This is a genomic window from Streptomyces sp. NPDC053665 (assembly GCF_055585285.1).
Genome location: NZ_JBVJKK010000008.1, coordinates 275,985 through 300,921, shown reverse-complemented (window position 1 = coordinate 300,921; position 24,937 = coordinate 275,985). Strand labels below are relative to the sequence as shown.

Annotated in this window: 17 protein-coding genes and 2 pseudogenes; 10 read left to right on the top strand and 9 right to left on the bottom strand. The window is 71.0% G+C overall.

Annotated elements, in window-relative coordinates; translation table 11 throughout:
• Positions 1-99 precede the first annotated feature (99 nt).
• A pseudogene (locus tag ACZ6ZN_RS29415) lies at positions 100-1,200 on the bottom strand (pectate lyase family protein); the annotation flags it as partial.
• Between the two features lie 211 nt (positions 1,201-1,411).
• On the opposite strand from ACZ6ZN_RS29415, the gene ACZ6ZN_RS29410 reads away from it, so the two are divergent.
• Both ACZ6ZN_RS29410 and ACZ6ZN_RS29405 read left to right on the top strand, forming a co-directional pair.
• Complete coding sequence (locus tag ACZ6ZN_RS29410; protein ID WP_398110559.1) at positions 1,412-2,467, top strand: LLM class F420-dependent oxidoreductase; 1,056 nt, start codon at positions 1,412-1,414, stop codon at positions 2,465-2,467.
• 287 nt (positions 2,468-2,754) lie between these two features.
• Positions 2,755-3,543, top strand: a complete 789-nt coding sequence (locus tag ACZ6ZN_RS29405; protein ID WP_451880318.1) for a ferritin-like domain-containing protein — start codon at positions 2,755-2,757, stop codon at positions 3,541-3,543.
• Between the two features lie 27 nt (positions 3,544-3,570).
• On the opposite strand, the gene corA is transcribed toward ACZ6ZN_RS29405, so the two are convergent.
• Positions 3,571-4,566 (bottom strand): magnesium/cobalt transporter CorA, encoded by a 996-nt coding sequence (corA, locus tag ACZ6ZN_RS29400; protein ID WP_469650855.1) that lies wholly within the window; start codon positions 4,564-4,566, stop codon positions 3,571-3,573.
• A gap of 61 nt (positions 4,567-4,627) precedes the next feature.
• Between corA and ACZ6ZN_RS29395 the strand changes: the two genes are divergently transcribed.
• The 4 genes from ACZ6ZN_RS29395 (at position 4,628) to mshC (ending at position 8,122) form a co-directional block, all read left to right on the top strand.
• Complete coding sequence (locus ACZ6ZN_RS29395) at positions 4,628-5,314, top strand: histidine phosphatase family protein (RefSeq protein ID WP_398110562.1); 687 nt, start codon at positions 4,628-4,630, stop codon at positions 5,312-5,314.
• A gap of 78 nt (positions 5,315-5,392) precedes the next feature.
• Positions 5,393-5,983, top strand: a complete 591-nt coding sequence (locus ACZ6ZN_RS29390) for a DUF3090 domain-containing protein (protein WP_333934584.1) — start codon at positions 5,393-5,395, stop codon at positions 5,981-5,983.
• Entirely contained in the window at positions 5,947-6,777 is an 831-nt protein-coding gene (locus ACZ6ZN_RS29385; protein ID WP_469650852.1) for an SCO1664 family protein, read from the top strand. Before ACZ6ZN_RS29390 ends, ACZ6ZN_RS29385 begins: the two co-directional genes overlap by 37 nt.
• 115 nt (positions 6,778-6,892) lie before the next feature.
• A complete protein-coding gene (gene mshC / locus ACZ6ZN_RS29380; RefSeq protein ID WP_469650849.1) occupies positions 6,893-8,122 on the top strand; it encodes a cysteine--1-D-myo-inosityl 2-amino-2-deoxy-alpha-D-glucopyranoside ligase in 1,230 nt (409 codons plus the stop codon).
• Between the two features lie 95 nt (positions 8,123-8,217).
• On the opposite strand, the gene ACZ6ZN_RS29375 is transcribed toward mshC, so the two are convergent.
• The 5 genes from ACZ6ZN_RS29375 to ACZ6ZN_RS29355 all read right to left on the bottom strand — a co-directional run bounded on the left by ACZ6ZN_RS29375 (position 8,218) and on the right by ACZ6ZN_RS29355 (position 14,515).
• A complete protein-coding gene (locus tag ACZ6ZN_RS29375) occupies positions 8,218-9,198 on the bottom strand; it encodes a PAC2 family protein (RefSeq protein WP_398110566.1) in 981 nt (326 codons plus the stop codon).
• Positions 9,199-9,435: 237 nt separating this feature from the next.
• Positions 9,436-11,052, bottom strand: a complete 1,617-nt coding sequence (locus ACZ6ZN_RS29370) for a glycerol-3-phosphate dehydrogenase/oxidase (protein WP_398110567.1) — start codon at positions 11,050-11,052, stop codon at positions 9,436-9,438.
• A 6-nt stretch (positions 11,053-11,058) separates the two neighbouring features.
• Complete coding sequence (gene glpK, locus ACZ6ZN_RS29365; protein ID WP_398110568.1) at positions 11,059-12,597, bottom strand: glycerol kinase GlpK; 1,539 nt, start codon at positions 12,595-12,597, stop codon at positions 11,059-11,061.
• An 80-nt stretch (positions 12,598-12,677) separates the two neighbouring features.
• Entirely contained in the window at positions 12,678-13,475 is a 798-nt protein-coding gene (locus tag ACZ6ZN_RS29360; protein ID WP_451880322.1) for an MIP/aquaporin family protein, read from the bottom strand.
• A 266-nt stretch (positions 13,476-13,741) separates the two neighbouring features.
• A complete protein-coding gene (locus ACZ6ZN_RS29355) occupies positions 13,742-14,515 on the bottom strand; it encodes an IclR family transcriptional regulator (protein ID WP_383510860.1) in 774 nt (257 codons plus the stop codon).
• 317 nt (positions 14,516-14,832) lie between these two features.
• On the opposite strand from ACZ6ZN_RS29355, the gene metH reads away from it, so the two are divergent.
• The 4 genes from metH (at position 14,833) to ACZ6ZN_RS29335 (ending at position 22,930) form a co-directional block, all read left to right on the top strand.
• The gene (gene metH / locus ACZ6ZN_RS29350; protein ID WP_469650845.1) at positions 14,833-18,348 is read left to right on the top strand and encodes a methionine synthase; all 3,516 of its coding nucleotides are present in this window, start codon (positions 14,833-14,835) and stop codon (positions 18,346-18,348) included.
• Between the two features lie 172 nt (positions 18,349-18,520).
• Entirely contained in the window at positions 18,521-19,222 is a 702-nt protein-coding gene (locus ACZ6ZN_RS29345; protein ID WP_398110571.1) for an HAD family hydrolase, read from the top strand.
• A 409-nt stretch (positions 19,223-19,631) separates the two neighbouring features.
• A complete protein-coding gene (locus ACZ6ZN_RS29340; RefSeq protein WP_469650842.1) occupies positions 19,632-21,236 on the top strand; it encodes an ABC transporter substrate-binding protein in 1,605 nt (534 codons plus the stop codon).
• 107 nt (positions 21,237-21,343) lie between these two features.
• Positions 21,344-22,930: an ABC transporter substrate-binding protein gene (locus ACZ6ZN_RS29335; protein ID WP_451880203.1), complete on the top strand. Its 1,587-nt coding sequence runs from the start codon at positions 21,344-21,346 to the stop codon at positions 22,928-22,930.
• Between the two features lie 66 nt (positions 22,931-22,996).
• On the opposite strand, the gene ACZ6ZN_RS29330 is transcribed toward ACZ6ZN_RS29335, so the two are convergent.
• Both ACZ6ZN_RS29330 and ACZ6ZN_RS29325 read right to left on the bottom strand, forming a co-directional pair.
• Positions 22,997-23,668: a response regulator gene (locus ACZ6ZN_RS29330; RefSeq protein WP_020141342.1), complete on the bottom strand. Its 672-nt coding sequence runs from the start codon at positions 23,666-23,668 to the stop codon at positions 22,997-22,999.
• A 14-nt stretch (positions 23,669-23,682) separates the two neighbouring features.
• A pseudogene (locus ACZ6ZN_RS29325) lies at positions 23,683-24,737 on the bottom strand (RecB family exonuclease).
• Between the last annotated feature and the right edge of the window lie 200 nt (positions 24,738-24,937).

The window sequence follows — 24,937 nt, the reverse complement described above, 5'->3', positions numbered from 1 at the left end:
ACCGTGTGGGTGGCTGTGGGCGACCGATTTCCGGGGGCGGACGGTGAGCTCCCCGAGGCCGCCCCCGGTCCGGCCGCCACAGCCCGGCGCTCCGCGTCAGCAGCTCCCGTCCGACACCTGGAGCCCCTTGTGCGCCCCCGCCGTCCGGTTCACGACCGCGGGCACGCAGCCGGCCGCGTCGAGCCGGAAGGAGTAGGGGACGGAGACCGTGGTGTTCGACGTCGGGTTCGGGCCGGCCGGGCGGTTCTCACTGCCCGGCTGGGACCACGTCACGTTGTCGAAGACGTTGCCGGCGACCTGCCAGTAGCCCGCCTCGTCGGTGTAGAAGGTGCCGAGGACGTCCTTGGAGTCCTCGAAGTAGTTGTTGTCCACCTTGGCGCGGGCGCCGGCCCGGGAGTTGATGCCGGACTCGTTGAGGCGCACGTAGTGGTTGTTGTACATGTGTGCGATGCCGCCGCGCAGCAGCGGGGCGCGGGAGTCGATGTTCTCGTAGCGGTTGTGGTGGTACGTGATGAACCCGTTCGACCGGTCGCTCTCGCTGCTGCCGACCAGGCCGCCGCGGCCGGAGTTGCGCAGGACGCTGTAGGACAGCGTCACGTACTGGGTGTTGTTCTTCATGTCGAACAGGCCGTCGTAGCCCTCCGATTCGCCGCCCGAGGCCTCCAGGGTCGTGTGGTCGACCCAGACGTTGCGCACGTTGCTCTCCATGCCGATGGCGTCGCCGCCGTTGGACGTGGGGGAGCCGGACTTCTTGACGTTCCGCACCGTCACGTTCTGGATGACGACGTTCCTCGACTCGCGGATGTGGATGCCCACCTGGTCGAAGACGGCACCGCTGCCGACGCCGACCAGCGTCACGTTGCTGATCTTCTTCAGCTCGATCACGCCGTCGGCGGTGTCGCAGCTGCTGCCGGAGACCTTCTTGGTGTTGGCGTGGGTGATGGTCCCCGTGACCTCGATGGTGAGGGGTGTGCTGCTGCCGGCCCGGCCGCACAGGGCGGCGTGGATCGCGGTCCCGGTCGTCGCCCGGACCGTCTGCCCGCCGGCGCCGCCGGTGGTGCCGCCGTTCTGCGTCGCGTAGCCGGTGGCGCTGCCGGTCGCGGCCGACGCCCCGGGCGCCGAGACCACCGTTCCGGTTCCGGCGGCCAGGGCCAGGGTGGCCAGGGCCGCGCCGAGTCGCGGGGAGATTGCTCGCTTCATCCGTACCTCTCCGTTTCCGTGCGGAGTGCGGGTGGGGGTTAGAAAGCGCTTTCCGGGAACGGTAGGGAATCCGCTGTGTACGCGTCAATGGTCGCGTACTTGATCCTTGTTCACCCATGTGAAAGATCGTGGCCGTATCGCTGTCCCGTGCGGCGGCCCCGCGCTAAGGTCTGCGCACAAGGCACGTTACTGATCAGTAAGGGGAATCGGCATGCAGCTCGGTATCAACCTCGGCTACTGGGGTGCCGGAATGGACGCGGACAACCTGGCCGTCGCCCAGGAGGCCGACCGCCTCGGCTACGCCGTCTGCTGGGCCGCCGAGGCCTACGGGTCCGACGCGGCCACCGTGCTGAGCTGGGTCGCCGCCCAGACCGAGCGCATCGACGTGGGCTCCGCCATCTTCCAGATCCCGGCCCGCCAGCCCGCGATGACGGCCATGACCGCCGCCACCCTCGACTCCCTGTCCGGCGGCCGCTTCCGCCTCGGCCTCGGCGTCTCCGGCCCGCAGGTCTCCGAGGGCTGGTACGGCGTGAAGTTCGACAAGCCGCTCGCCCGCACCCGCGAGTACGTCGAGATCGTCCGCAAGGCCATGACCCGCGAGCGGCTGTCCTACGAGGGGCAGCACTGGACGCTGCCGCTGCCCGGCGGCCCCGGCAAGCCCATCAAGCTCACCGTGCACCCGCAGCGCGAGCACATCCCGCTGTACATCGCCGCGATCGGCCCCAAGAACCTCGAACAGACCGGTGAGATCGCCGACGGCGCCCTGCTGATCTTCCCCTCCGCCGAGCACCTGGAGGACACCACGATCAAGCACCTGCGCGCCGGGCGGGAGAAGGCCGGCAAGACCCTCGACGGGTTCGACGTGTGCCCGACCCTGCCGCTCGCGGTCGGCGACGACAAGGACGTGGCCGCGCTCGCCGACACCTTCCGCCCCTACACCGCGCTGTACGTCGGCGGCATGGGCAGCCCGAAGCAGAACTTCTACAACCAGCTCGCCCAGCGCATGGGCTACGAGCGGGAGGCCGCCGAGATCCAGGGCAAGTACCTCTCCGGCGACAAGCAGGGCGCCGCGGCCGCCGTCCCGCACGACCTGATCGACCGGACGACCCTGCTCGGTTCCGTGGACCGGATCGCCGACCGGATGAAGGCCTACGCCGCGGCCGGGGTCACCACCCTGTCCCTCGCGCCGGCGGGCTTCACGCTCGACGAGCGGCTCGCGTCCCTGCGCGCCGGCACCGAGGCCCTGGAGCGCGCCGGTCTCGCCTGAGCCCCGGCCGAACGGGCCCGTCGGGCGGGCCCTGAGGTTTTCGCGGCCGTGGTGGGGGCTCGGGGGTCTTCCCCGCCACGGCCGTCACGCGGAACAACGCGCCGGGCCCGGCTCGGTTACGCCCGCGCCGCCACCGGATCCACCCGGCGCGCTGTGCCCCTGCGTCCACCATTCGGCCGAGCCGTCCCCCACACCTGTTGCAGCACCCCGCACCCCGCACTTGACTCGTTCTCCGCGGAGACCTGCGGATCGGCAGCACGCGCACGTGCGCGGGAGAGGTGCCCACGATGCTTTCGGCCAAGAGTCTGTTCGAGGAGATCCTCGCCAACGACGAGTCCTTCGCCCTGTTCTGCTCCATCGCCGCGAGCGGCGAGTCCCAGGGCGGCTGGGAGAACGCCCGTATCGCCGCACTGGTGCCCGACACCGAACGCGCGCTCGCCCCCAAGATCAGCCGGCACGGCGCCGACGAGGACAAGCACGGCCGCATCTTCAACGCCCTGCTGAAGAAGCGCGGCCTGGACCCCGTCCCGGTCCCGCCGGACACCGACTACACCATGCTCCTGGAGCGCAACGGCATCGGCCTCGCGCACGAGCAGCTGCGACGCGACGAGCAGCTCACCGTCCGGGACGTCGTCACCTACCTCTCGCACAGCCGGGTCACCGAACAGCGCGCCTCCGAGCAGATGGAGCTGCTGCGCAAGCACTTCGCCGACCACCCGGACATCGGCCGGGCCGTCCGCCAGATCTCCAACGACGAGGACAACCACCTCGCCTACTGCCACGAGGAACTGCTGCGCTTCGCCCGCGCCGGACACGGCCGGACCATCCAGCGGACCCTGCGCGAGTGCGCGCTCGCCGAGATCCGGATCTACCGGGACGTCAGCCTCGCGGTCATGGCCCACATGGGCCGCATCCTCGGCTGGTCCAAGGCGAAGTCGGCGGTGCTCGCGGCCGGCATCCACGCGGTGTACGCCTACGAGCGGCTGGGCGGCTGGCGCCGGATGGTGTCGCTCACGACGCCCGAGCGCCGCAACGCCCTCGGCGGCCCCGCCACACCCGAACCCGAGTACGCCTGACCGGCGACCCGACCCGGCCCGGCCGCCCTACAGCCAGCCCCGGCGCTTGAACAGCCGGAACACCATGAACTCCAGGGCGGCCATCAGGGCCATCAGCGCGGGGTAGGACCACACCCAGTGCAGCTCGGGCATGTGCTCGAAGTTCATGCCGTAGACCCCCGCGAACATCGTGGGGATCGCGGCCATGGCCGCCCAGGCGGAGATCTTGCGCATGTCGTCGTTCTGCCGGACGCTCATCTGCGCCAGGTGCGCCGACAGGATGTCCGACACCAGGCGGTCCAGGTTCTCCACGGACTCGTTGACCCGCGTCAGGTGGTCGCTGACGTCCCGGAAGAACGGCCGGGCCCCGTCGTCCACGAAGGGCACCGCCACGCCGTAGGGCGCCGTACCCGCCAGCCGGCTCATCGGCAGGGCCAGCGGACCGGTCGCCCGGCGGAACTCCAGGACCTGCCGCTTGAAGTCGTAGATGCGCGAGGCCGTGTTGCGCGAACCGCCGCCGTCGGGGGAGAACACCTCCGCCTCCAGGCCCTCCAGGTCGGCCTGCAGCTCCGTCGCGACCTCCAGGTAGTGGTCGACCGCGGCGTCGGCGACCGCGTACAGCACGGACGTGGGCCCGTTGCACAGCAGGTCCGGCTCCTGCTCCAGGCGGTTGCGGACGGTCTTGAGCGGCGCGTTCTCACCGTGCCGCACGGTCACCACGAACGAGTCGCCGAGGAAGATCATGAGTTCGTCGGTGGAGACGGTGTCGCTCTGCGGCTCGTAGCGCACGGGCTTGAGCACCACGAACAGCGAGTCGTCGTAGATCTCCAGCTTGGGCCGCTGATGGGCCTTGAGCGCGTCCTCGACGGCCAGCGGGTGCAGGCCGAACTCCCGGCTGACGTGCTCGAACTCGCGCTCGGTCGGCTCGTGCAGCCCGATCCACACGAATCCGCCCGCCGTCCGGGCCTCGCCCAGCGCCTCCGAGAAGTCCTCGGACCCCTCCGTCCGCTGTCCGTCGCGGTAGATGGCACAGTCCACGATCACGAGGCGAGTCTCCCGTCACTCGAACGACACCGCACGCGCGCGTGCGCCTACGCTGGAGCGCATGCCCACGTTGATCCTGGTCAGGCACGGACGCTCCACCGCAAACACCGAGGGCCTGCTCGCCGGGTGGACGCCCGGCGTCGCGCTCGACGAGCGCGGGGCCGCACAGGCCGCCGCGCTGCCCGGGCGCCTTGCCGCGCTGCCCCTCGCCGAAGTCGTCGCCAGCCCGCTCCAGCGCTGCCAGGAGACGATCCGGCCGCTGCTCCGGGCCCGCCCGGGGCTGACGGCGCACACCGACGAACGCATCGGCGAGTGCCACTACGGCGACTGGTCGGGGCGCAAGCTCGCCGAACTCAAGGACGAACCCCTGATGGAGGTCGTGCAGGCGCACCCCTCCGCGGCGGCCTTCCCCGGCGGCGAGTCCATGCGGGCCATGCAGACCCGCGCGGCAGAGGCCGTGCGCGAGTGGAACGCGCGCGTGGAGCGCGACCACGGTGCCGAGGCCGTCTACCTCATGTGCTCGCACGGCGACATCATCAAGTCGCTCGTCGCGGACGCCCTGGGACTGCACCTCGACCTCTTCCAGCGGATCTCCGTCGAACCGTGTTCCGTCACGGCGATCCGCTACACCCGGCTGCGCCCCTACCTCGTCCGCCTCGGCGACACCGGCGACCTCGCCTCCCTGGCGCCGCGCGAGGAGCCGCCGGGCGACGACGCCACCGTCGGGGGTGGTGCGGGCGCACCGTGATCGTCGGCCGCAGTAGGGTGAAGCGGTCGCAGCAGTGCCGTGCTCACACGGTTCCCACGATTCCCATGGAGACAGGACGTGTCCCGTCAGGTGTTCCTCTACGACCATCCGGAGCGTTTCGTGGCCGGCACGGTCGGACTGCCCGGGCGCCGTTCGTTCTTCCTGCAGGCCTCCGCCGGTACCCGGGTGACGAGCGTGGCCCTGGAGAAGACCCAGGTCGCGGCGCTCGCCGAGCGGATGGAAGAACTGCTCGACGAGGTCGTGCGCCGGAGCGGCGGCAGTGCCTCCGTCCCCGCCGTCGCACCGTCGGAGATCACCGACACCGCCCCGCTGGACACCCCCATCGAGGAGGAGTTCCGGGTCGGCACCATGGCGCTCGCCTGGGACGGCGACGAGCAGCTGATGATCGTCGAGGCCCAGGCGCTCGTCGAACTGGACGCCGAGTCCGAGGAGGACCTCGCCGAGGCGGAGGAGCGGCTCCTCCAGGACGAGGAGAACGGCCCCCCGATGCTGCGGGTGCGGCTCACCGGCGCGCAGGCCCGGGCCTTCGCCAAGCGCGCCCTGGACGTCGTCAACGCCGGGCGGCCGCCGTGCCCGCTGTGCAGCCTCCCGCTCGACCCGGAAGGACACGTATGTCCGCGCCAGAACGGATACCGCCGCGGAGCGTGACGCCTCCCGAGGACGCCGCCGCGCTGCTCGCCGCGGGCGAACTGACCGTGCGCGGACGCATCCGTGAGGCCTCGAACGCGGCCCTGTACTGCACGGTGACCCACGAGGGCGCGGAAGCGGCCTGCGTGTACAAGCCGGTCGCGGGGGAGCGGCCCCTGTGGGACTTCCCCGACGGGACCCTGGCCGGGCGCGAGGTCGCCGCGTACGCCGTCTCCGAGGCGACCGGCTGGGGGCTCGTCCCGCCCACGGTGCTGCGCGACGGCCCCTACGGCGAGGGCATGTGCCAGCTGTGGATCGAGGCCGTCCCGGACGCCGAGCTGCTCGCCCTGGTCGACGGGGAGGAGCCGGAGCCGGGCTGGAAGGCGATCGGTCTCGCCGAGGTGGGCGAAGGACGCACGGCCCTGCTGGTGCACGCCGACGACGAACGGCTGCGGCGGCTCGCCGTCCTGGACGCCGTGATCAACAACGCCGACCGCAAGGGCGGCCATCTGCTGCCCACCGGCGAGGGACGGCTGTTCGGCATCGACCACGGCGTCACCTTCAACGTCGAGAACAAGCTGCGCACCCTGCTGTGGGGGTGGGCGGGCGAGCCCCTCACCCCGGAGGCCCTGGACGTCCTGGAGGGCCTCAGGAAGGACCTGGCCGAGGGCGGCGCGCTGGCCGCACGGCTCGCTCCGCTGATCACCGGCGCCGAGATCGAGGCCACGCGGTCCCGGGTCGGCGCGCTGCTCGCCTCGGGCACCCATCCCGAGCCGGGCGGGGAATGGCCCGCGATTCCCTGGCCACCCGTGTAGCGGGGCGGCCCGCCCCGGCAGCAGCACAGTGTCCGGCGCACCGCAAGAGCGCCTTCTCGGCCGTCCGGCCCGCTCCCGTTCGTATATGGAACTTCAGTCCGGTTAGGCTCAAGGCATGCATGCCTGGCCCGCTTCCGAGGTCCCCGCCCTGCCTGGTCAGGGCCGCGACCTGAGGATCCACGACACCGCGACCGGTGGTCTCGTCCCCCTCGACCCCGGTCCCGTCGCCCGTATCTACGTGTGCGGCATCACGCCGTACGACGCCACGCACATCGGACACGCGGCGACCTACAACGCGTTCGACCTCGTGCAGCGCGTGTGGCTCGACACCAAGCGGCAGGTTCACTACGTCCAGAACGTCACCGACGTCGACGACCCCCTCCTGGAGCGGGCCCAGCGCGACGGACTCGACTGGGCCGCCCTCGCCGAGCAGGAGACGGCCCTCTTCCGCGAGGACATGACGGCCCTGCGGATGCTCCCGCCCCGGCAGTACATCGGCGCCGTCGAGGCGATACCCGGCATCGTCCCGCTCGTCGAGCGGCTCCGGGACGCCGGCGCGGCCTACGAACTCGACGGCGACGTCTACTTCTCCGTCGAGTCCGACCCGCACTTCGGCAAGGTGTCGAACCTGGACGCCGCGGCGATGCGGCTGCTGTCCGCCGAGCGCGGCGGCGACCCGGACCGGCCGGGCAAGAAGAACCCGCTCGACCCGATGCTGTGGATGGCGGCCCGCGAGGGCGAGCCCAGCTGGGACGGCGCCTCCCTGGGCCGCGGCCGGCCCGGCTGGCACATCGAGTGCGTGGCGATCGCCCTGGACCACCTCGGCATGGGCTTCGACATCCAGGGCGGCGGCTCCGACCTGGCCTTCCCGCACCACGAGATGGGTGCCTCGCACGCCCAGGTCCTCACCGGCGAGTTCCCCATGGCCAAGGCGTACGTGCACGCCGGCATGGTCGCCCTGGACGGCGAGAAGATGTCCAAGTCCAAGGGCAACCTGGTCTTCGTCTCCACGCTGCGCCGGGACGGTGTCGACCCGGCCGCCATCCGTCTCGCCCTGCTCGCCCACCACTACCGCGCGGACTGGGAGTGGACCGACCAGGTCCTGGCCGACGCCGTGGCGCGGCTGGACCGCTGGCGGGCCGCCGTCTCGCAGCCCGACGGACCGCCGGCCGAGGCGCTCGTGGACGAGATCCGCGCGGCCCTCGCCGACGACCTGGACGCCCCGGCCGCCCTCGCCGCGGTCGACCGCTGGGCGGCCGGGCAGGAACGGGACGGCGGCACCGACGCCGGCGCCCCCGGGGTGGTCTCGCGGGCCGTGGACGCCCTGCTGGGCGTGGCTCTCTAGCCCTCCGGCACATGTGTGAGGGGCGCCTTCCCCGGCCGGGGAAGGCGCCCCTCACACATGTGCGCGCCGCGCCGTCCGGTCCTCCGACGGATCCTCTAGTCCTCCGACGGATCCTCGTCGTCCGTGCCCGGCTTCGACGGCTTGGGCGGTCTGGTCCGGCCGCCGGGGTTGTCCCGCAGGTACGGCGGGCCCTCACCGCCGTCCGTGGCGTGCCCGCCGGGTGCGGTCGGCCCGCCGCCGTCGCGGCGGCGCAGATAGCGCTCGAACTCGCGGGCGATGGCCTCGCCGGAGGCCTCCGGCAGCTCGGCGGTGTCCCGGGCCTCCTCCAGCGACTGCACGTACTCGGCGACCTCGCTGTCCTCGGCGGCCAACTGGTCCACCCCCACCTGCCAGGCGCGCGCGTCCTCGGGCAGCTCGCCCAGCGGGATGCGCACGTCGATCAGGTCCTCCAGACGGTTGAGCAGGGCGAGGGTCGCCTTCGGGTTCGGCGGCTGCGACACGTAGTGCGGCACCGCGGCCCACAGCGACACGGCCGGCACCCCCGCGTGGGTGCAGGCCTCCTGGAGCACCCCGACGATGCCCGTGGGGCCCTCGTACTTGGTCTCCTCCAGGTCCATGCGGCGGGCCAGGTCCGGGTCGGACGTCGTCCCGCTGATCGGAACCGGCCGGGTGTGCGGGGTGTCGCCCAGCAGGGCGCCGAGGACGACCACCAGCTCCACACCGAGTTCGTGCGCGAAGCCGAGCAGTTCGTTGCAGAACGAGCGCCACCGCATGGACGGCTCGATGCCGCGGACCAGCACCAGGTCGCGGGGCTTCTCGCCGCCGACCCGGACGACCGACAACCGCGTCGTCGGCCAGGTGATCTTGCGGACGCCGGCCTCCATGAACACCGTGGGGCGGTTGACCTGGAAGTCGTAGTAGTCCTCGGCGTCCAGCGCCGCGAACACCTCGCCCTTCCACTCCCGGTCCAGATGCGCGACCGCGGTGGAGGCGGCGTCGCCCGCATCGTTCCAGCCCTCGAACGCGGCCACCATGACCGGGTCGATCAGCTCGGGAACCCCCTCGAGCTCGATCACCCAGCGCCTCCTTCCGACGTGCCCTCGCCTGACCACCCAACCTTACGGCGTGCGGCGGGGGCGCCCGCAGCCCCCTCGCAGGGGGAGTGCCCCATCACTGCCCCGTGATCCGCACGCGAACACCCCGGACACGGACGGGCTGTCGCCGACGGCGCGGCCGGGCACGCCGCGGGGGCGGCTCCGTCGGCGCGGAGCCGCCCCTGCGGCGCTCGGGGACCCGGTCCGGCCGGGTGGTCCCTACTTCTTGTCGAGCACGTCCTGCACCTTGGAGCGGATCTCGTCGGTGGCCAGGCCGCGGATCGTCAGCGTGGTCCGGCGGCGCAGCACGTCGTCCTGCGTCTCGGCCCACTCGTGGTCCCGGGCCCAGACGACCTGCGCCCAGATCTCCGGGGCGTCCGGGTGGACGCGCTCGGCCAGCTCCGGGCTCTCGTTGGCCAGGCGGGCGATGTCGAACGCCAGCGAACCGTAGTGCGTGGCCAGGTGCCTGGCGGTGTCGGCGGCCATGCGCGGGCCGGGCGCCGGACGGTCCGTCAGCAGCCGGTGGGCCACCGCACGCGGGTTGGCGATGCCCGGCAGCGGGAGCTTCTTCGGCAGCGCGCCGATCGGCTCGAAGTCGTCGCCCAGCGGGTGGCCCGGCAGCGACTCCAGCTTCTTCATGATCGTCCGGCCGATGTGGCGGAAGGTCGTCCACTTGCCGCCCGCGATGGACAGCATGCCGCCGCGGCCCTCCGTCACGACCGTCTCGCGCTTGGCCTTCGAGGTGTCGCCGGGGCCGCCCGGCAGCACCCGCAGGCCGGCGAAGGCGTAGGTGATGAGGTCGCGGTCCAGCTGCTGGTCACGGACCGAGAAGGCGGCCTCGTCGAGGATCTGGGCTATGTCCTTCTCGGTGACGGACACGTCGGCCGGGTCGCCCTCGAACTCCTCGTCGGTGGTGCCGAGCAGCAGCATGTCCTCCCAGGGCAGGGCGAACGTGATGCGGTACTTGTCGATCGGGGTGGCGAGCGCGGCCTTCCAGGGGGAGGTGCGCTTGAGGACCAGGTGCGCGCCCTTCGACAGGCGGATGGACGGCGCCGCGTTCGGGTTCTCCATCCGGCGCAGGTGGTCGACCCAGGGACCGGTCGCGTTGAGCACCAGCCGGGCGTCGACACCGAACTCGTCCCCGGAGAGCCGGTCCTTCAGCTCGGCGCCGGTGACGCGGCCCTGGGTGAAGCGCAGGCCGGTCACCTCGGCGTGGTTGAGGACGACCGCGCCGGCCTCGACGGCCGCGCGCACCGTCATCAGCGCCATGCGCGCGTCGTTCATCTGGTCGTCGCCGTACACGGCCACGGCCTTGAGGTTCTCCGTGCGCAGCTCGGGCACGTCCTGCGCGGCCTTGGCCGGGGAGAGCAGGTGGCCCACGCCGTCGCCGAAGGCGGAGAGCGCGGAGTAGGCGAACACGCCCGCGCCGAGCTTCGCCGCGCCGTGCGGCCCGCCCTTGTAGACGGGGAGGTAGAACGTGAGCGGGTTCGCCAGGTGGGGGGCCACCTGGCGGGAGACCGCACGGCGCTCGAAGTGGTTCTCCGCCACCAGCTTCACCGCGCCGGTCTGCAGGTAGCGCAGGCCGCCGTGGAGCAGCTTGGAGGAGGCGGAGGACGTGGCTCCGGCGAAGTCGCCGGCATCCACCAGAGCCACCCTGAGGCCGGACTGCGCGGCGTGCCAGGCGGTGGAGATGCCCAGGATGCCACCGCCGATCACGAGAAGGTCGTACGACGCCTTGGAGAGCTGCTCCCTGGTCTCGGCTCGGCTCGGGTTCGAGCCGGAGGCCGGGTGCGTCCCCAGGGCAGGCACGGACTGCAGGGTGGACTTGGTGGTCATGCTTTCTTACTCCTCGTCCTCGAGCCAGCCCATGGTCCGCTCGACGGCCTTGAGCCAGCTCTTGTACTCACGGTCGCGGGTTTCCGCGTCCATGCGGGGGGTCCACTCGGCGGCCCGGCGCCAGTTGGCGCGCAGGTCGTCGGTGCTGTTCCAGAAGCCGACGGCGAGGCCGGCGGCGTAGGCGGCGCCGAGGCAGGTGGTCTCGGCGACCATGGGGCGCACCACGGGGGCGTCCAGGAAGTCCGAGAGGGTCTGCATCAGCAGGTTGTTGGAGGTCATGCCGCCGTCGACCTTGAGGGCGGTCAGCTCGACGCCGGAGTCCTTGGTCATGGCGTCGGCGATCTCCCGCGTCTGCCAGGCGGTGGCCTCCAGGACGGCACGCGCCAGGTGCGCCTTGGTGACGTACCGGGTCAGGCCCGCGATGACGCCGCGGGCGTCGGAGCGCCAGTAGGGGGCGAACAGGCCGGAGAAGGCCGGCACGAAGTAGGCGCCGCCGTTGTCCTCGACCGACAGGGCGAGGGTCTCGATCTCGGCGGCGGTGGAGATCAGGCCCATCTGGTCGCGCATCCACTGCACCAGGGAGCCGGTGACCGCGATCGAGCCCTCCAGGGCGTAGACCGTCTTCTGGTCGCCGATCTTGTAGCCGACGGTGGTCAGCAGGCCGCTGTAGGAGTTGATGATCTTGTCGCCGGTGTTCATCACCATGAAGGTGCCGGTGCCGTAGGTCGACTTGGTCTCGCCCTCGGAGAAGCAGGTCTGGCCGAACAGGGCCGCCTGCTGGTCGCCGAGCGCCGAGGCGACGGGGATGCCGCCGAGCAGGTCGCCCAGCTTGCCGCCCTTGATCTCGCCGTAGACCTCGGCCGAGGAGCGGATCTCGGGCAGGACCTGCCGGGGGACGCCGATCGACTCGCAGATCTTGTCGTCCCACTGCATGGTGTGCAGGTTCATCAGCATGGTGCGCGACGCGTTGGTGACGTCGGTGACGTGCTTGCCGCCGTCGACCCCACCGGTGAGGTTCCAGATGACCCAGGTGTCCATCGTGCCGAAAAGAATGTCTCCGGCCTCGGCCCGATCCTTGAGTCCCTCGACGTTGTCCAGCAGCCAGCGCGCCTTCGGACCGGCGAAGTAGGAGGCCAGCGGCAGTCCGGTCTCGCGGCGGAAGCGGTCCTGGCCCACGTTGCGGCCGAGCTCGCGGCACAGGGCGTCGGTGCGGGTGTCCTGCCAGACGATGGCGTTGTGGACGGGCTCACCGGTCTTCCTGTCCCACAGCACGGTCGTCTCGCGCTGGTTGGTGATGCCGATGGCCTTGATGTCGTCCCGGGTGATGCCGGCCTTCTGGACGGCTCCGGCGACGACCTCCTGGACGTTGGTCCAGATCTCGTTGGCGTCGTGCTCGACCCAGCCCGGCTTCGGGAAGATCTGCTCGTGTTCCTTCTGGTCGACGGAGACGATCCGGCCGTCCCGGTCGAAGACGATGCAGCGGCTGGAGGTGGTGCCCTGGTCGATGGCGGCGATGAAGGGGCCGGCGGTGTGCGCGTCGGTCACTGTGTGCTCCTGGTCAGTACGGGTTACGGGGCTGTACGTACGGCGCGTGCTGGAGGTCTCGCGTCGGGCGCGGATCGCGCCTAGGCGAACGCGACGTTGTAGATGCCTGCCGCGATGGCACCGCCGATCAGCGGGCCCACCACGGGCACCCAGGCGTAGCCCCAGTCGGAGCCGCCCTTGTTGGGCAGGGGCAGCAGGGCGTGCACGATGCGCGGTCCGAGGTCGCGGGCCGGGTTGATCGCGTACCCCGTCGGGCCGCCGAGGGAGAGGCCGATGGAGACCACCACGAGGGCGGTGATCAGGGCGCCGAGCGTGCCGAGGCCGTTGCCCTTGTCGTTCAGGCCCTGCGTGAGCACGGCGAGCACGAGCACGATCGTGCCGATGACCTCCGTGGCGACGTTCTGCCAGGCGACCCGGACCTCGGGGCCGGTGGAGAAGACGCCCAGCACCGGGCCGGCGCCCTTCTCCCGGGCCTCGACGGACTTGGCGGCGGCGGTGTCCTGGGCGCCCGGACCGCCGACGATCTCGCGGTCGGTGAGGTGGGCGTGGAACTGGCCGTAGTAGGCGATCCAGACGAGCGCCGCGCCGATCATGGCGCCGAGCACCTGTCCGGCCCAGTAGACCGGGACGTTCTTCCAGTCGCCGTCCTTGATCGCGATGGCGAGGGTGACGGCCGGGTTCAGGTGGGCGCCGGACAGCGGCGCCGTGGTGTAGACGGCCGTGAGCACCGCGAAGCCCCACCCGAAGGTGATGGCGAGCCAGCCGGCGTTGCGGGCCTTGGAGGCCTTCAGCGTGACGGCGGCGCAGACTCCGCCGCCGAGCAGGATGAGTATGGCGGTACCGAGGGTCTCGCCGATGAAGATGTCGGAGCTGGACACCCGCGACTCCTTTGTCCTTCGTCCAGGGGTGAAGTGCGATACCGGCCTGGCGTCGTCACACTCTAACGCGTATTGCCGGTAGCTGTTCGACAATGTCGACCGATGGACGGGAGTCTTGCTTCGGCGTTACGAGCACGTCAAGAGCTGTGTTGGCGAAAACACGATCGTTACTGATCGACCCCGACTTATGGATCTTTGCCGCAGATGGGCGCGGGCATGCCGAACACCGGAGCGCCCCGCGGCGCCCCGGTCCTCCTCGTACGACGTCAGAACCGCCCGGCGCCCAGGTCGCGCGAGACCGCGCGGGCGCAGTCCCGCACCGCCGCGATCAGCTCGGGCCGCAGCGCCCCGTCCTCGTCCGGCCGGCACAGCCGCTCCACGGCACCCGTGATGCCGACCGCGCCGACGGGCATGCGCCGCCGGTCGTGGATGGGCGCGGCCAGCGAGGCGACGCCCTCCCAGGTCTCCTCCACGTCCGCCGCGTACCCGCGGGCGCGGGTCAGGTCGAGGATGTGCTCGAACCCCTCCGGCTCGCAGACGGTCCGGTCCGTGAACGCCTTGCGGTCGGCCTCCAGGGCCTCGCTGTGCGCCACCGGGTCGTAGGCGGACAGCACCTTGCCCAGAGCGGTGGAGTGCAGCGGCTGCATGGCCCCTATCTCCAGCACCTGGCGGCTGTCGTCGGGCCGGAACACGTGGTGGACGATCAGCACGCCCTGCTGGTGCAGGACGCCCAGGTAGACGCTCTCGCCGCTGGAGCGGGCCAGGTCGTCCGTCCACACCAGGGCGCGCGCCCGCAGCTCGTGGACGTCGAGGTAGGTGGTGCCCAGGCGCAGCAGCTCGGCGCCGAGCTGATAGCGCCCGGAGGCGTCGTCCTGCTCCACGAAGCCCTCCTGCTGGAGGGTGCGCAGGATGCCGTGCGCGGTGCCCTTGGCCAGGCCCAGCGACGAGGCGATGTCCGACAGGCCGAGCCGCCGCTCGCCGCCCCCGAGCAGCCGCAGCATCGCGGCCGCCCGTTCGAGCGACTGGATGTTCCGTGCCATCGCCGTACTGCCTCCGTCCCCATCGACCGCCGACGAGCGGCACTTCAGCCCTCGTTCGGCAATGCCGAACACTACCGGTCGTTGCCGACCTCTCGCTAATGCCCGGTCGCCTCCAGTTCTGTCACGGACGGCCGATCCGCCGCCCGGACGCCCCTGGTGAGCCGTCCCGGCGGCATCGGCGTCCGCCCCGTGGACGCGCTGCCCATCCAAGCCCACGGGCGGTTACGCTGGCGCGGTGCGCCCGTCCCCGGAGTGCCTCCGGGAGCCGGGCAGCCGCACAAAAGCCGACAGCCGTCGCACCCGAGGGAGCCCTTTTCATGGCCTCGTTGCCGCCGACCCCTTCCGCAGACAGCCGGACCCGCGTGTCCGCCCTCCGAGAGGCCCTGGCCACCCGCGTGGTGGTGGCCGACGGGGCCATGGGCACCATGCTCCAGGCGCAGGACCCGACTCTGGAGGACTTCCAGAACCTCGAGGGCTGCAACGAGATCCTCAACGTGACGCGGCCCGACATCGTCCGGTCGGTCCACGCCGAGTACTTCGACGCGGGGGTGGACTGCGTCGAGACCAACACCTTCGGCGCCAACCTCACCGCCCTCGGCGAGTACGACATCCCCGAGCGCGTCGCCGAGCTGTCCGAGGCCGGTGCCCGGATCGCCCGCGAGACGGCCGACGAGTACACCCGGACCACGGGGCGGCAGCGCTGGGTCCTCGGCTCCATGGGCCCCGGCACCAAGCTGCCCACCCTCGGCCACACCACGTTCGGCGCCATCCGCGACGCCTATCAGCAGAACGCGGAGGGCCTGCTCGCGGGCGGCGCGGACGCGCTGCTGGTGGAGACCACCCAGGACCTTTTGCAGACCAAGGCCTCCGTCATCGCCGCCCGCCGGGCCATGGAGGCCACCGGCCACACCGTCCCGCTGATCGTGTCGGTGACGGTGGAGACGACCGGCACGATGCTGCTGGGCTCGGAGATCGGCGCGGCCCTGACCGCGCTGGAGCCGCTCGGCATCGACATGATCGGCCTGAACTGCGCCACCGGCCCGGCCGAGATGAGCGAGCACCTGCGCTACCTGTCCCGGCACGCGCGCGTCCCGCTGTCCTGCATGCCGAACGCCGGCCTGCCCGTGCTCACCAAGGACGGCGCCCACTACCCGCTGACCGCGCCCGAGCTGGCCGACGCCCAGAGCACCTTCGTGCGCGACTACGGCCTCTCCCTGGTCGGCGGCTGCTGCGGCACCACCCCCGAGCACCTGCGGCAGTTGGTCGAGCGGGTACGGGAAACCGCGCCCACCGAGCGTTCCCCGCAGCCGGAGCCGGGCGCCGCCTCCCTCTACCAGAGCGTGCCGTTCCGGCAGGACACCTCCTACCTGGCCATCGGCGAGCGGACCAACGCCAACGGGTCGAAGAAGTTCCGCGAGGCCATGCTGGAGGGCCGCTGGGACGACTGTGTGGAGATGGCCCGCGACCAGATCCGCGAGGGCGCGCACATGCTCGACCTGTGCGTGGACTACGTCGGCCGCGACGGCGTCGCCGACATGAAGGAGCTGGCCGGCCGCTTCGCCACCGCCTCCACCCTGCCGATCGTGCTGGACTCCACCGAGGTCGACGTCATCCGGGCCGGCCTGGAGAAGCTCGGCGGCCGCGCGGTGATCAACTCGGTGAACTACGAGGACGGCGACGGCCCCGAGTCCCGCTTCGCCAAGGTCACCGCACTGGCCCAGGAGCACGGCGCCGCCCTGATCGCGCTGACCATCGACGAGGAGGGCCAGGCCCGCACGGCGGAGAAGAAGGTCGAGATCGCCGAGCGGCTGATCGAGGACCTGACCGGCACCTGGGGCATCCACGAGTCGGACATCCTCGTGGACTGCCTGACCTTCACCATCTGTACGGGTCAGGAGGAGTCCCGCAAGGACGGCGTCGCCACCATCGAGGGCATCCGCGAACTGAAGCGCCGCCACCCGGCCGTGCAGACGACGCTGGGCCTGTCCAACATCTCCTTCGGCCTGAACCCGGCCGCCCGCATCCTGCTCAACTCGGTCTTCCTCGACGAGTGCGTCAAGGCGGGCCTGGACTCGGCGATCGTCCACGCCAGCAAGATCCTGCCCATCGCCCGCTTCAGCGACGAGGAGGTCAGCACCGCCCTCGACCTCATCTACGACCGGCGCGCCGAGGGCTACGACCCGCTGCAGAAGCTGATGCAGCTCTTCGAGGGCGCCACCGCCAAGTCCCTCAAGGCCGGCAAGGCCGAAGAACTCGCGGCCCTGCCGCTGGACGAGCGCCTCAAGCGCCGCATCATCGACGGCGAGAAGAACGGTCTCGAAGCGGACCTGGACGAGGCGCTGCAGACCCGCCCCGCCCTCGACATCGTCAACGAGACCCTGCTCGACGGCATGAAGGTCGTGGGCGAGCTCTTCGGCTCGGGCCAGATGCAGCTGCCGTTCGTGCTGCAGTCCGCCGAAGTCATGAAGACGGCCGTGGCGCACCTCGAACCGCACATGGAGAAGAGCGACGAGGCCGGCAAGGGCACCATCGTGCTGGCCACCGTCCGCGGCGACGTCCACGACATCGGCAAGAACCTCGTCGACATCATCCTGTCCAACAACGGCTACAACGTCGTCAACCTCGGCATCAAGCAGCCGGTCTCCGCCATCCTCGAAGCCGCCGAGGAACACAAGGCCGACGTCATCGGCATGTCCGGACTGCTGGTCAAGTCCACGGTGATCATGAAGGAGAACCTGGAGGAGCTGAACCAGCGCGGCCTCGCCTCCGGCTACCCGGTCATCCTCGGCGGCGCCGCCCTGACCCGCGCCTACGTCGAACAGGACCTGCACGAGATCTACCAGGGCGAGGTCCGCTACGCCCGCGACGCCTTCGAGGGCCTGCGCCTGATGGACGCCCTCATCGGCGTCAAGCGCGGCGTCCCCGGCGCCAAGCTCCCCGAACTCAAGCAGCGCCGGGTGCGCGCCACCGCCTCGGCGCAGGTGGAGGAGCGCCCGGAGGAGGGGCACGTCCGCTCCGACGTCGCCACCGACAACCCCGTGCCCACCCCGCCCTTCCGCGGCACCCGCGTGGTCAAGGGCATCCAGCTCAAGGAGTACGCGAGCTGGCTCGACGAGGGTGCGCTCTTCAAGGGCCAGTGGGGTCTGAAGCAGGCCCGCACCGGCGAGGGGCCGACCTACGAGGAGCTCGTCGAGACCGAGGGCCGGCCCCGGCTGCGCGGCCTGCTCGACCGGCTCCAGACCGAGAACCTGCTGGAGGCGGCCGTGGTCTACGGTTACTTCCCGTGCGTCTCCAAGGACGACGACCTGATCGTCCTGGACGAGCAGGGCAACGAACGCACCCGCTTCACCTTCCCCCGCCAGCGCCGCGGCCGGCGCCTGTGCCTGGCCGACTTCTTCCGCCCCGAGGAATCCGGCGAGGTCGACGTCGTCGGCCTCCAGGTCGTCACCGTCGGCTCGCGCATCGGCGAGGAGACCGCCCGGCTGTTCGAGGCCAACGCCTACCGCGACTACCTCGAACTGCACGGCCTGTCGGTGCAGCTCGCCGAGGCGCTCGCCGAGTACTGGCACGCACGCGTGCGCTTCGAGCTCGGCTTCGCGGGCGAGGACCCCGACGAGATGCAGGGCATGTTCGAGCTGAAGTACCGGGGCGCCCGCTTCTCCCTCGGCTACGGCGCCTGCCCGGACCTGGAGGACCGGGCCAAGATCGCCGAACTGCTGGAGCCGGAGCGCATCGGCGTGCAGCTGTCCGAGGAGTTCCAGCTGCACCCCGAGCAGTCCACCGACGCCATCGTGATCCACCACCCGGAGGCGAAGTACTTCAACGCCCGCTGACGCCCGCCAGGCCCCGCGCGCGCGCCGGGACAGCCCCGTGCGGGCCGGTGTGCGCAGGGGCACTGCGGTACAACGAGGCACTTCCGTCGCACAGGACGTAGACTGGTCGGTCCACTGCAGGCCGGTTCCCCTCGTGGGAGCCGGCCTGATCGTCCCTCAAGGAGGTAGGTGGATGACCAGTACGGTCCCCGCGCTCGGCACCCGGACGGCCGAGGGGTCGGCCCTGCAGGCCGTGCTCCTCGACATGGACGGCACCCTGGTGGACACGGAGGGCTTCTGGTGGGACGTCGAGGTCGAGGTCTTCGCCTCCCTCGGCCACACGCTCGACGAGTCCTGGCGCCATGTCGTGGTCGGCGGCCCCATGACCCGCAGCGCGGGGTTCCTGATCGAGGCCACCGGCGCCGACATCACCCTCGACGAGCTCTCGGTGCTGCTCAACGACGGTTTCGAGAAGCGCATCGGCACCGCCCTGCCGCTGATGCCCGGCGCCGGACGGCTGCTGGCCGAGCTGCACGCGTACGAGATCCCCACGGCCCTCGTCTCCGCCTCCCACCGGCGCATCATCGACCGGGTGCTCACCTCGCTCGGCGCCCACCACTTCCGCCTGACGGTCGCGGGTGACGAGGTGGCGCGCACCAAGCCCCACCCCGACCCGTATCTCGCGGCCGCCGCCGGCCTCGGCGCGGACCCGGCCCGGTGCGCCGTCATCGAGGACACCGCGACGGGTGTCGCCGCGGCCGAGGCCGCGGGCTGCCACGTCGTGGCGGTGCCCTCCGTCGCACCGATCCAGCCGGCTCTGCGGCGCACGGTCGTCGGGTCCCTGGAAGAGGTCGACCTGCCATTTCTGCAGGGGCTGATGACGGAAATGCGCTAGGTGTTCACCCAGCGTGCAGCGCGGTTAGGGCAAGAATTCCGAAGGTGAATTCGAACCTCTCCGGATCGCCGAATTCCCGTACCACCGAACCTGTTCCGGCGTGTGACGTTCCCCACGCGGATCGGGGTCGACAGGGAGACCGGCATGTGCTGAAGGCCCCCTCCGGGGGGCCTTCGGCGTGTCCTTGTGTCCCGATTGGTGGAACGCTGCACCAAAGCTTCCGCTGTCGGGTTTTCGGTGTGTCCACGCCCGGTTCCGCAGCGTGATGGGCGCTCAACTCCGGTGGCTGTCAACCCTCCTGCCGGCCCGGACTAATCTCAAGGCGAAGAACATCGCCCCATCCCGTGATCCGCTGCGCCACCCCTGCATGCCGGGTACACGGAGTCGACAGCTCTGGAGAAACTCGAGCATGAACCGCAAGACTTTGGTGCTGCCGGTCGTGATCGGCCTGCTCGCGCCGGTGCTCGCCGCCTGTGGCGGGTCCGACAGCGGGAGCGGGGACAGCGACGCGATCGTCGTCGGCACCACGGACCGGTTCACCGCCTCGAAGGAGGCCCCGGCGCCCCTGGACCCGGCGTACGCCTACGACGTCGGCACGTGGAACATCCTCCGCCAGACCGTGCAGACCCTGATGACCCAGCCGCGCGGCGAGGGCGAGCCGGTCCCCGAGGCGGCCGAGCGCTGCGGCTTCACCGACACCGGCAACGAGCGCTACGCCTGCACCCTGCGCGACGGCCTCAAGTTCGCCGGCGGAGACGCCGTCACCGCGGCCGACGTGAAGTACTCCATCGACCGCGCCCGCTCGCTGAAGGCCGACAGCGGCGTCTTCGCCCTGCTGTCCACCATCGACACCATCGAGACGCAGGGCGACCGCGAGGTCATCTTCCACCTCAAGACGGCCGACGCGACCTTCCCGTACAAGCTGTCGACGCCGGTGGCCGGCATCCTCGACCCGGACGACTACCCCAAGGGCAAGCTGCGCGACGGCTTCGACATGTCGGGCTCCGGCCCGTACACCTTCAAGCCCGTCGTCGAGAACAACGAGCTCGTGCGGGCCGAGTTCACCAAGAACCCCGATTACCAGGGGAGTCTGAAGGTGAACAACGACCGGGTCGACATGGTGTCCTTCAAGGACACCGACTCCATGGGCGAGGCCCTGAACAAGGCCGACATCGACGTGATGACGCGCAGCATGTCGCCCGAGCAGATCCGCAAGCTGTCCGGCGCCACGGACTCCGACATCGACCTCGTCGAGATGCCCGGCCTGGAGATCCGCTACCTGGGCTTCAACACCGACGCCCCCACGGTCAAGTCCAAGGCCGTGCGCCAGGCGATGGCCCAGGTCGTCAACCGCAGCGCCCTGGTCTCCAAGGTCTACGGCTCCCAGGCCGAGCCGCTGTACTCGCTGGTCCCGGCCAGCGTCACGGGCCACTCCAACTCGTTCTTCAACAAGTACGGCGAGCCCAGCGTCACCAAGGCCCGGACCCTGCTCAACCAGGCCGACATCACCACCCCGGTGAAGCTGACGCTGCACTACACCACCGACCACTACGGCCCGGCCACCAAGAAGGAGTTCGAGGTCCTGCGCGAGCAGCTGAACTCCAGCGGCCTGTTCCAGGTCGACATCAAGGGCACCCCCTGGGACACCTTCCGCCCGGCCGAGAAGAAGGGCGAGTACGACGTCTACGGCATGGGCTGGTTCCCGGACTTCCCCGACGCGGACAACTTCCTCGCCCCGTTCCTCGATGCCGACAACACCCTCGGCTCGCCGTACGCCAACAGCCGGATCCGCACCGACCTGATCCCGGAGTCCCGCCGCGAGGCCGACCGGCTGTCCGCCTCCTCCAGCCTGACGGACATTCAGGACATCGTCGCCGGCGACGTGCCCGTGCTGCCGCTGTGGCAGGGCAAGCAGTACATCGCCGCACGCGACGACATCACGGGCACCGCCTACGCCCTCAACTCCTCCTCCACGCTGCAGCTCTGGGAGCTCGGCCGAGGCGTGAGCGGCTGACGCAGCCCACTGGAACCCCGGGGCCTGTGACCGCGGCCCCGGGGAGCCGTGCCCGGAGCCGGGGACATGCTCCGGGCGATCTCGAGAACCGACGACAAGGCACACACGTGAACATACGCAACCAGTGGCCGGTCCTGCCGATCGTGGCGGGGCTGGCCTCCGGCCTGCTGACCGGCTGCGGTACGGAGACCGGGGACAGTGCGGGGGACGGCTCCAACGTGGTGGTGGGGATGTCCGACGACGTCCTGGCCACCGACCCCGCCTCCGGGTACGACCCGGGCTCCTGGCTGTTGTTCAACAACGTCTTCCAGTCGCTGCTCAGCTTCCCCAACGGCGCCACCGAGCCCCAGCCGGAGGCCGCCGAGAGCTGCGCCTTCACCGACACGCAGACCACGGTCTACAAGTGCACGCTGAAGGACGGCCTCAAGTTCAGCACCGGTGACGCCCTCACCTCCGAGGACGTCAAGTTCTCCTTCGACCGCATGCTGAAGATCAACGACCCCGACGGGCCGGCGATCATGTTCCCGATGCTGGAGAAGGTCGAGACCCCGGACGACCGGACGGTCGTCTTCCGGCTCAACACGGCGGACGCCACCTTCCCGAGCAAGATCGCCTCCGGCGCCGGCTCCATCGTCGACCACCGCTCCTACGACGCGGACGGGCTGCGCAAGGACGGCGAGGCCGTCGGCTCCGGCCCGTACCGGCTCGAGTCGATGGACGACCAGCAGGCCGTCTTCGCCGTCAACGAGAACTACAAGGGCACCGCCAAGGTGAAGAACACCGGTGTGACCCTCAAGTTCTTCAACGGCGACCAGGCCGCGCTCAAGCGCGCCATCCAGGACGAGGACGTCGACATCGCCTACCGCGGCCTCACCGCCGGCGACATCGCCGACATGGAGAAGGCCGACGACGGCACCGGCGCGGAGGTCGTCGAGGGCAGCAGCGCCGAGGTCCAGCACCTGGTGTTCAACATGGACCACCCGGTCGCCGGAAAGCTCGGCGTCCGCCGGGCCATCGCCCACCTGATCGACCGCGACGCCCTCATCCGGGACGTCTACCAGGGCACCGCGACCCCGCTGTACTCGATCATCCCGGCCGGTATCGCCGGTCACAACACGGCCTTCTTCGACCGGTACGGGGCCCGTCCCTCCACGGCCAAGGCCAAGGAGGCGCTGCGGGAGGACGGCATCACCGGCAAGGTGAAGCTCACCCTGTGGTCCACCCCGGTCCGCTACGGCCCGGCCACCGATCAGGAGCTGAAGGCCGTCGCCGGCCAGCTCAACGCGAGCGGCCTGTTCGAGGCGAGCGTCAAGTCCGTCCCGTTCGGCCAGTACGAGAAGGACATCGCCGCCGGCAAGTACGGCGTCTACGTCAAGGGCTGGGTGCCGGACTACCCGGACGCCGACAACTTCACCGCCCCCTTCTTCGGCAAGGGCAACGTGCTGGACAACAACTACGACAACAGCACGATCACCGGTTCGCTCGTCCCGCGCACCGCGGCCCTGACCAACCGCGGCGCGACCGACAGCGAGTTCGGCGAGCTGCAGGACATCGTCGCCGACGAACTGCCCGTCCTGCCCGTGTGGCAGGCCAAGCAGTACGCGGTCGTCCGCGACGGCGTCTACGGCCTGGAGTACTGCCTCGACGCCTCGACCGTGTTCCGCTTCTGGGAGCTGAGCAAGGACGACGCCTGACGCACACGCACGAGAAGGCCGCCCCCTGCTCCAGCAGGGGGCGGCCTTCTCGTCTCCCGGGTCCGGCTACTGCGCCCCGGGGCGCACCAGCCCGGACTCGTAGGCGTACACCGCCGCCTGGACGCGGTCGCGCAGGCCCAGCTTGGTCAGCACATGCCCGACGTGCGTCTTCACGGTGGTCTCGCTGACGAACAGGTCCGCGGCGATCTCGGCGTTGGACAGCCCGCGCGCCACCAGCTTGAGCACCTCGACCTCGCGGTCGGTCAGCGTGTGCAGGGTGTCCGGCACCGGCTCGTCGCCCGAGGGCAGGTGCGTGGCGTACTTGTCGAGCAGCCGGCGCGTGATGCTCGGCGCGAGCATCGCCTCGCCCGCGGCCACGACCCGGATGGCCTGCACCAGCTCGTTGGCGGGCGCGTCCTTCAGCAGGAAGCCGCTGGCCCCGGCCCGCAGCGCCTCCACCACGTACTCGTCGAGGTCGAAGGTCGTCAGCACCAGCACCTTCGCCGGGCCGTCGCGCCCGGGGCCGGTGATCTGCCGGGTCGCCTCCACGCCGTCCATCCGCGGCATGCGGATGTCCATCAGGACCACGTCGGGCTGCAGGGCCCGCACCTGGTCGAGCGCCTGGAGGCCGTCTCCGGCCTCGCCGACGACCGCGATGTCCTGCTCGGCCTCCAGGATCATCCGGAAGCCCGTCCGGAGCAGCGGCTGGTCGTCGACGAGTAGGACGCGGATGGCCACGTGAGTCTCCTTCGCTAGTCCGGGCCCATTCTGCCCTGCGCGGACCCGCCGGACTCAGCCGCCCTCACGGCAGCGGCTGCGCCGGCACCTCCGGCGCGCGCACCGGCAGCGGGTAGGGCGGGGGAGTGCCGCCGAACTCCGGGCAGTGCGCCTGGTGGTCGCACCAGCCGCACAGCTTCGTGGGCCGCGGCCGCCAGTCGCCCGTCTCCGTCGCCAGCCGGATCGCGTCCCACAGCGCCAGCAACTTCCGCTCGACCCGCTCCAGATCGGCCGGCACCGGGTCGTACGTCAGGACCTGTCCACTGCCCAGGTACACCAGTTGGAGCCGGCGCGGCACCACGTTCTTCAGCCGCCAGACGACCAGGGCGTAGAACTTCATCTGGAACAGGGCACCCTCGGAGTACTCGGGGCGCGGCGCCTTGCCGGTCTTGTAGTCGACGATCCGGACCTCGCCCGTGGGCGCCACGTCGACCCGGTCGATGATGCCGCGCAACCGCAGCCCCGACTCCAGCTCCGTCTCGACGAACAGCTCCCGCTCGGCCGGTTCCAGTCGGCTGGGGTCCTCAAGGGTGAACCAGCGCTCGACGAGCCGCTCGGCCTCGCCCAGCCAGCGCGCCAGCCGCTCGCCCTCGGGATCGTCGGCGAACAGCTCCCCGACCTCCGGCCGCGACTCCCGCAGCCGCTCCCACTGGCCGGGGATCAGCGACTTGGCGCGCGGCGGTGTGCGGTCGCCCGCCGGGGCGTCGAACAGGCGCTCCAGGACCGCGTGCACCAGCGTGCCCCGGGTCGCGGCCTCGCTCGGCTTCTCGGGGAGCCGGTCGATGACCCGAAAGCGGTAGAGCAGCGGGCACTGCATGAAATCGCTCGCGCGCGAGGGGGACAGCGAGGCGGGAGGTATGGCCGCGGACCCCGTCACCAGCTCGCTCACGGCGGCGGTCTCGGCCGCGGCCTCCGCGACGGTCCTGACCGCCTCTGCCTCGGCCGCGGCGGGACCGGCCGCAGGCCCGGCCGCCGCCTCGGCGGCAGGGCCGGTCACGGGCTGCGCGGCGCCCTCGGTGCTCGTCTCCATGCCCCAGACCATACGGCCCGGCACTGACAGTCACCCACCACCCGTTCGTGAGGGAAGCCGGCAGGGGAGGTCGACGTACGGGAAACACAGGGGTGCCGGGGCGGAACGTGCCCCGGCTGACGCATACCATCGACTCGAGACCCTCCCGTCCGGCAGGCGCGGGAGACGCTTCGAACGAGGGGACACCGGTGGACGAGAGC

Bases quoted from the DNA above. Each gene is read 5' to 3' on its own strand.
- ACZ6ZN_RS29395 (WP_398110562.1), top strand. From the start codon at position 4,628: ATGCCCACGTTGATCCTGGTCAGGCACGGACGCTCCACCGCAAACACC.
- mshC (WP_469650849.1), top strand. From the start codon at position 6,893: ATGCATGCCTGGCCCGCTTCCGAGGTCCCCGCCCTGCCTGGTCAGGGC.
- ACZ6ZN_RS29355 (WP_383510860.1), bottom strand. From the start codon at position 14,515: ATGGCACGGAACATCCAGTCGCTCGAACGGGCGGCCGCGATGCTGCGG.
- ACZ6ZN_RS29345 (WP_398110571.1), top strand. From the start codon at position 18,521: ATGACCAGTACGGTCCCCGCGCTCGGCACCCGGACGGCCGAGGGGTCG.
- ACZ6ZN_RS29405 (WP_451880318.1), top strand. From the start codon at position 2,755: ATGCTTTCGGCCAAGAGTCTGTTCGAGGAGATCCTCGCCAACGACGAG.
- ACZ6ZN_RS29385 (WP_469650852.1), top strand. From the start codon at position 5,947: ATGTCCGCGCCAGAACGGATACCGCCGCGGAGCGTGACGCCTCCCGAG.
- ACZ6ZN_RS29370 (WP_398110567.1), bottom strand. From the start codon at position 11,052: ATGACCACCAAGTCCACCCTGCAGTCCGTGCCTGCCCTGGGGACGCAC.
- ACZ6ZN_RS29410 (WP_398110559.1), top strand. From the start codon at position 1,412: ATGCAGCTCGGTATCAACCTCGGCTACTGGGGTGCCGGAATGGACGCG.
- metH (WP_469650845.1), top strand. From the start codon at position 14,833: ATGGCCTCGTTGCCGCCGACCCCTTCCGCAGACAGCCGGACCCGCGTG.
- ACZ6ZN_RS29340 (WP_469650842.1), top strand. From the start codon at position 19,632: ATGAACCGCAAGACTTTGGTGCTGCCGGTCGTGATCGGCCTGCTCGCG.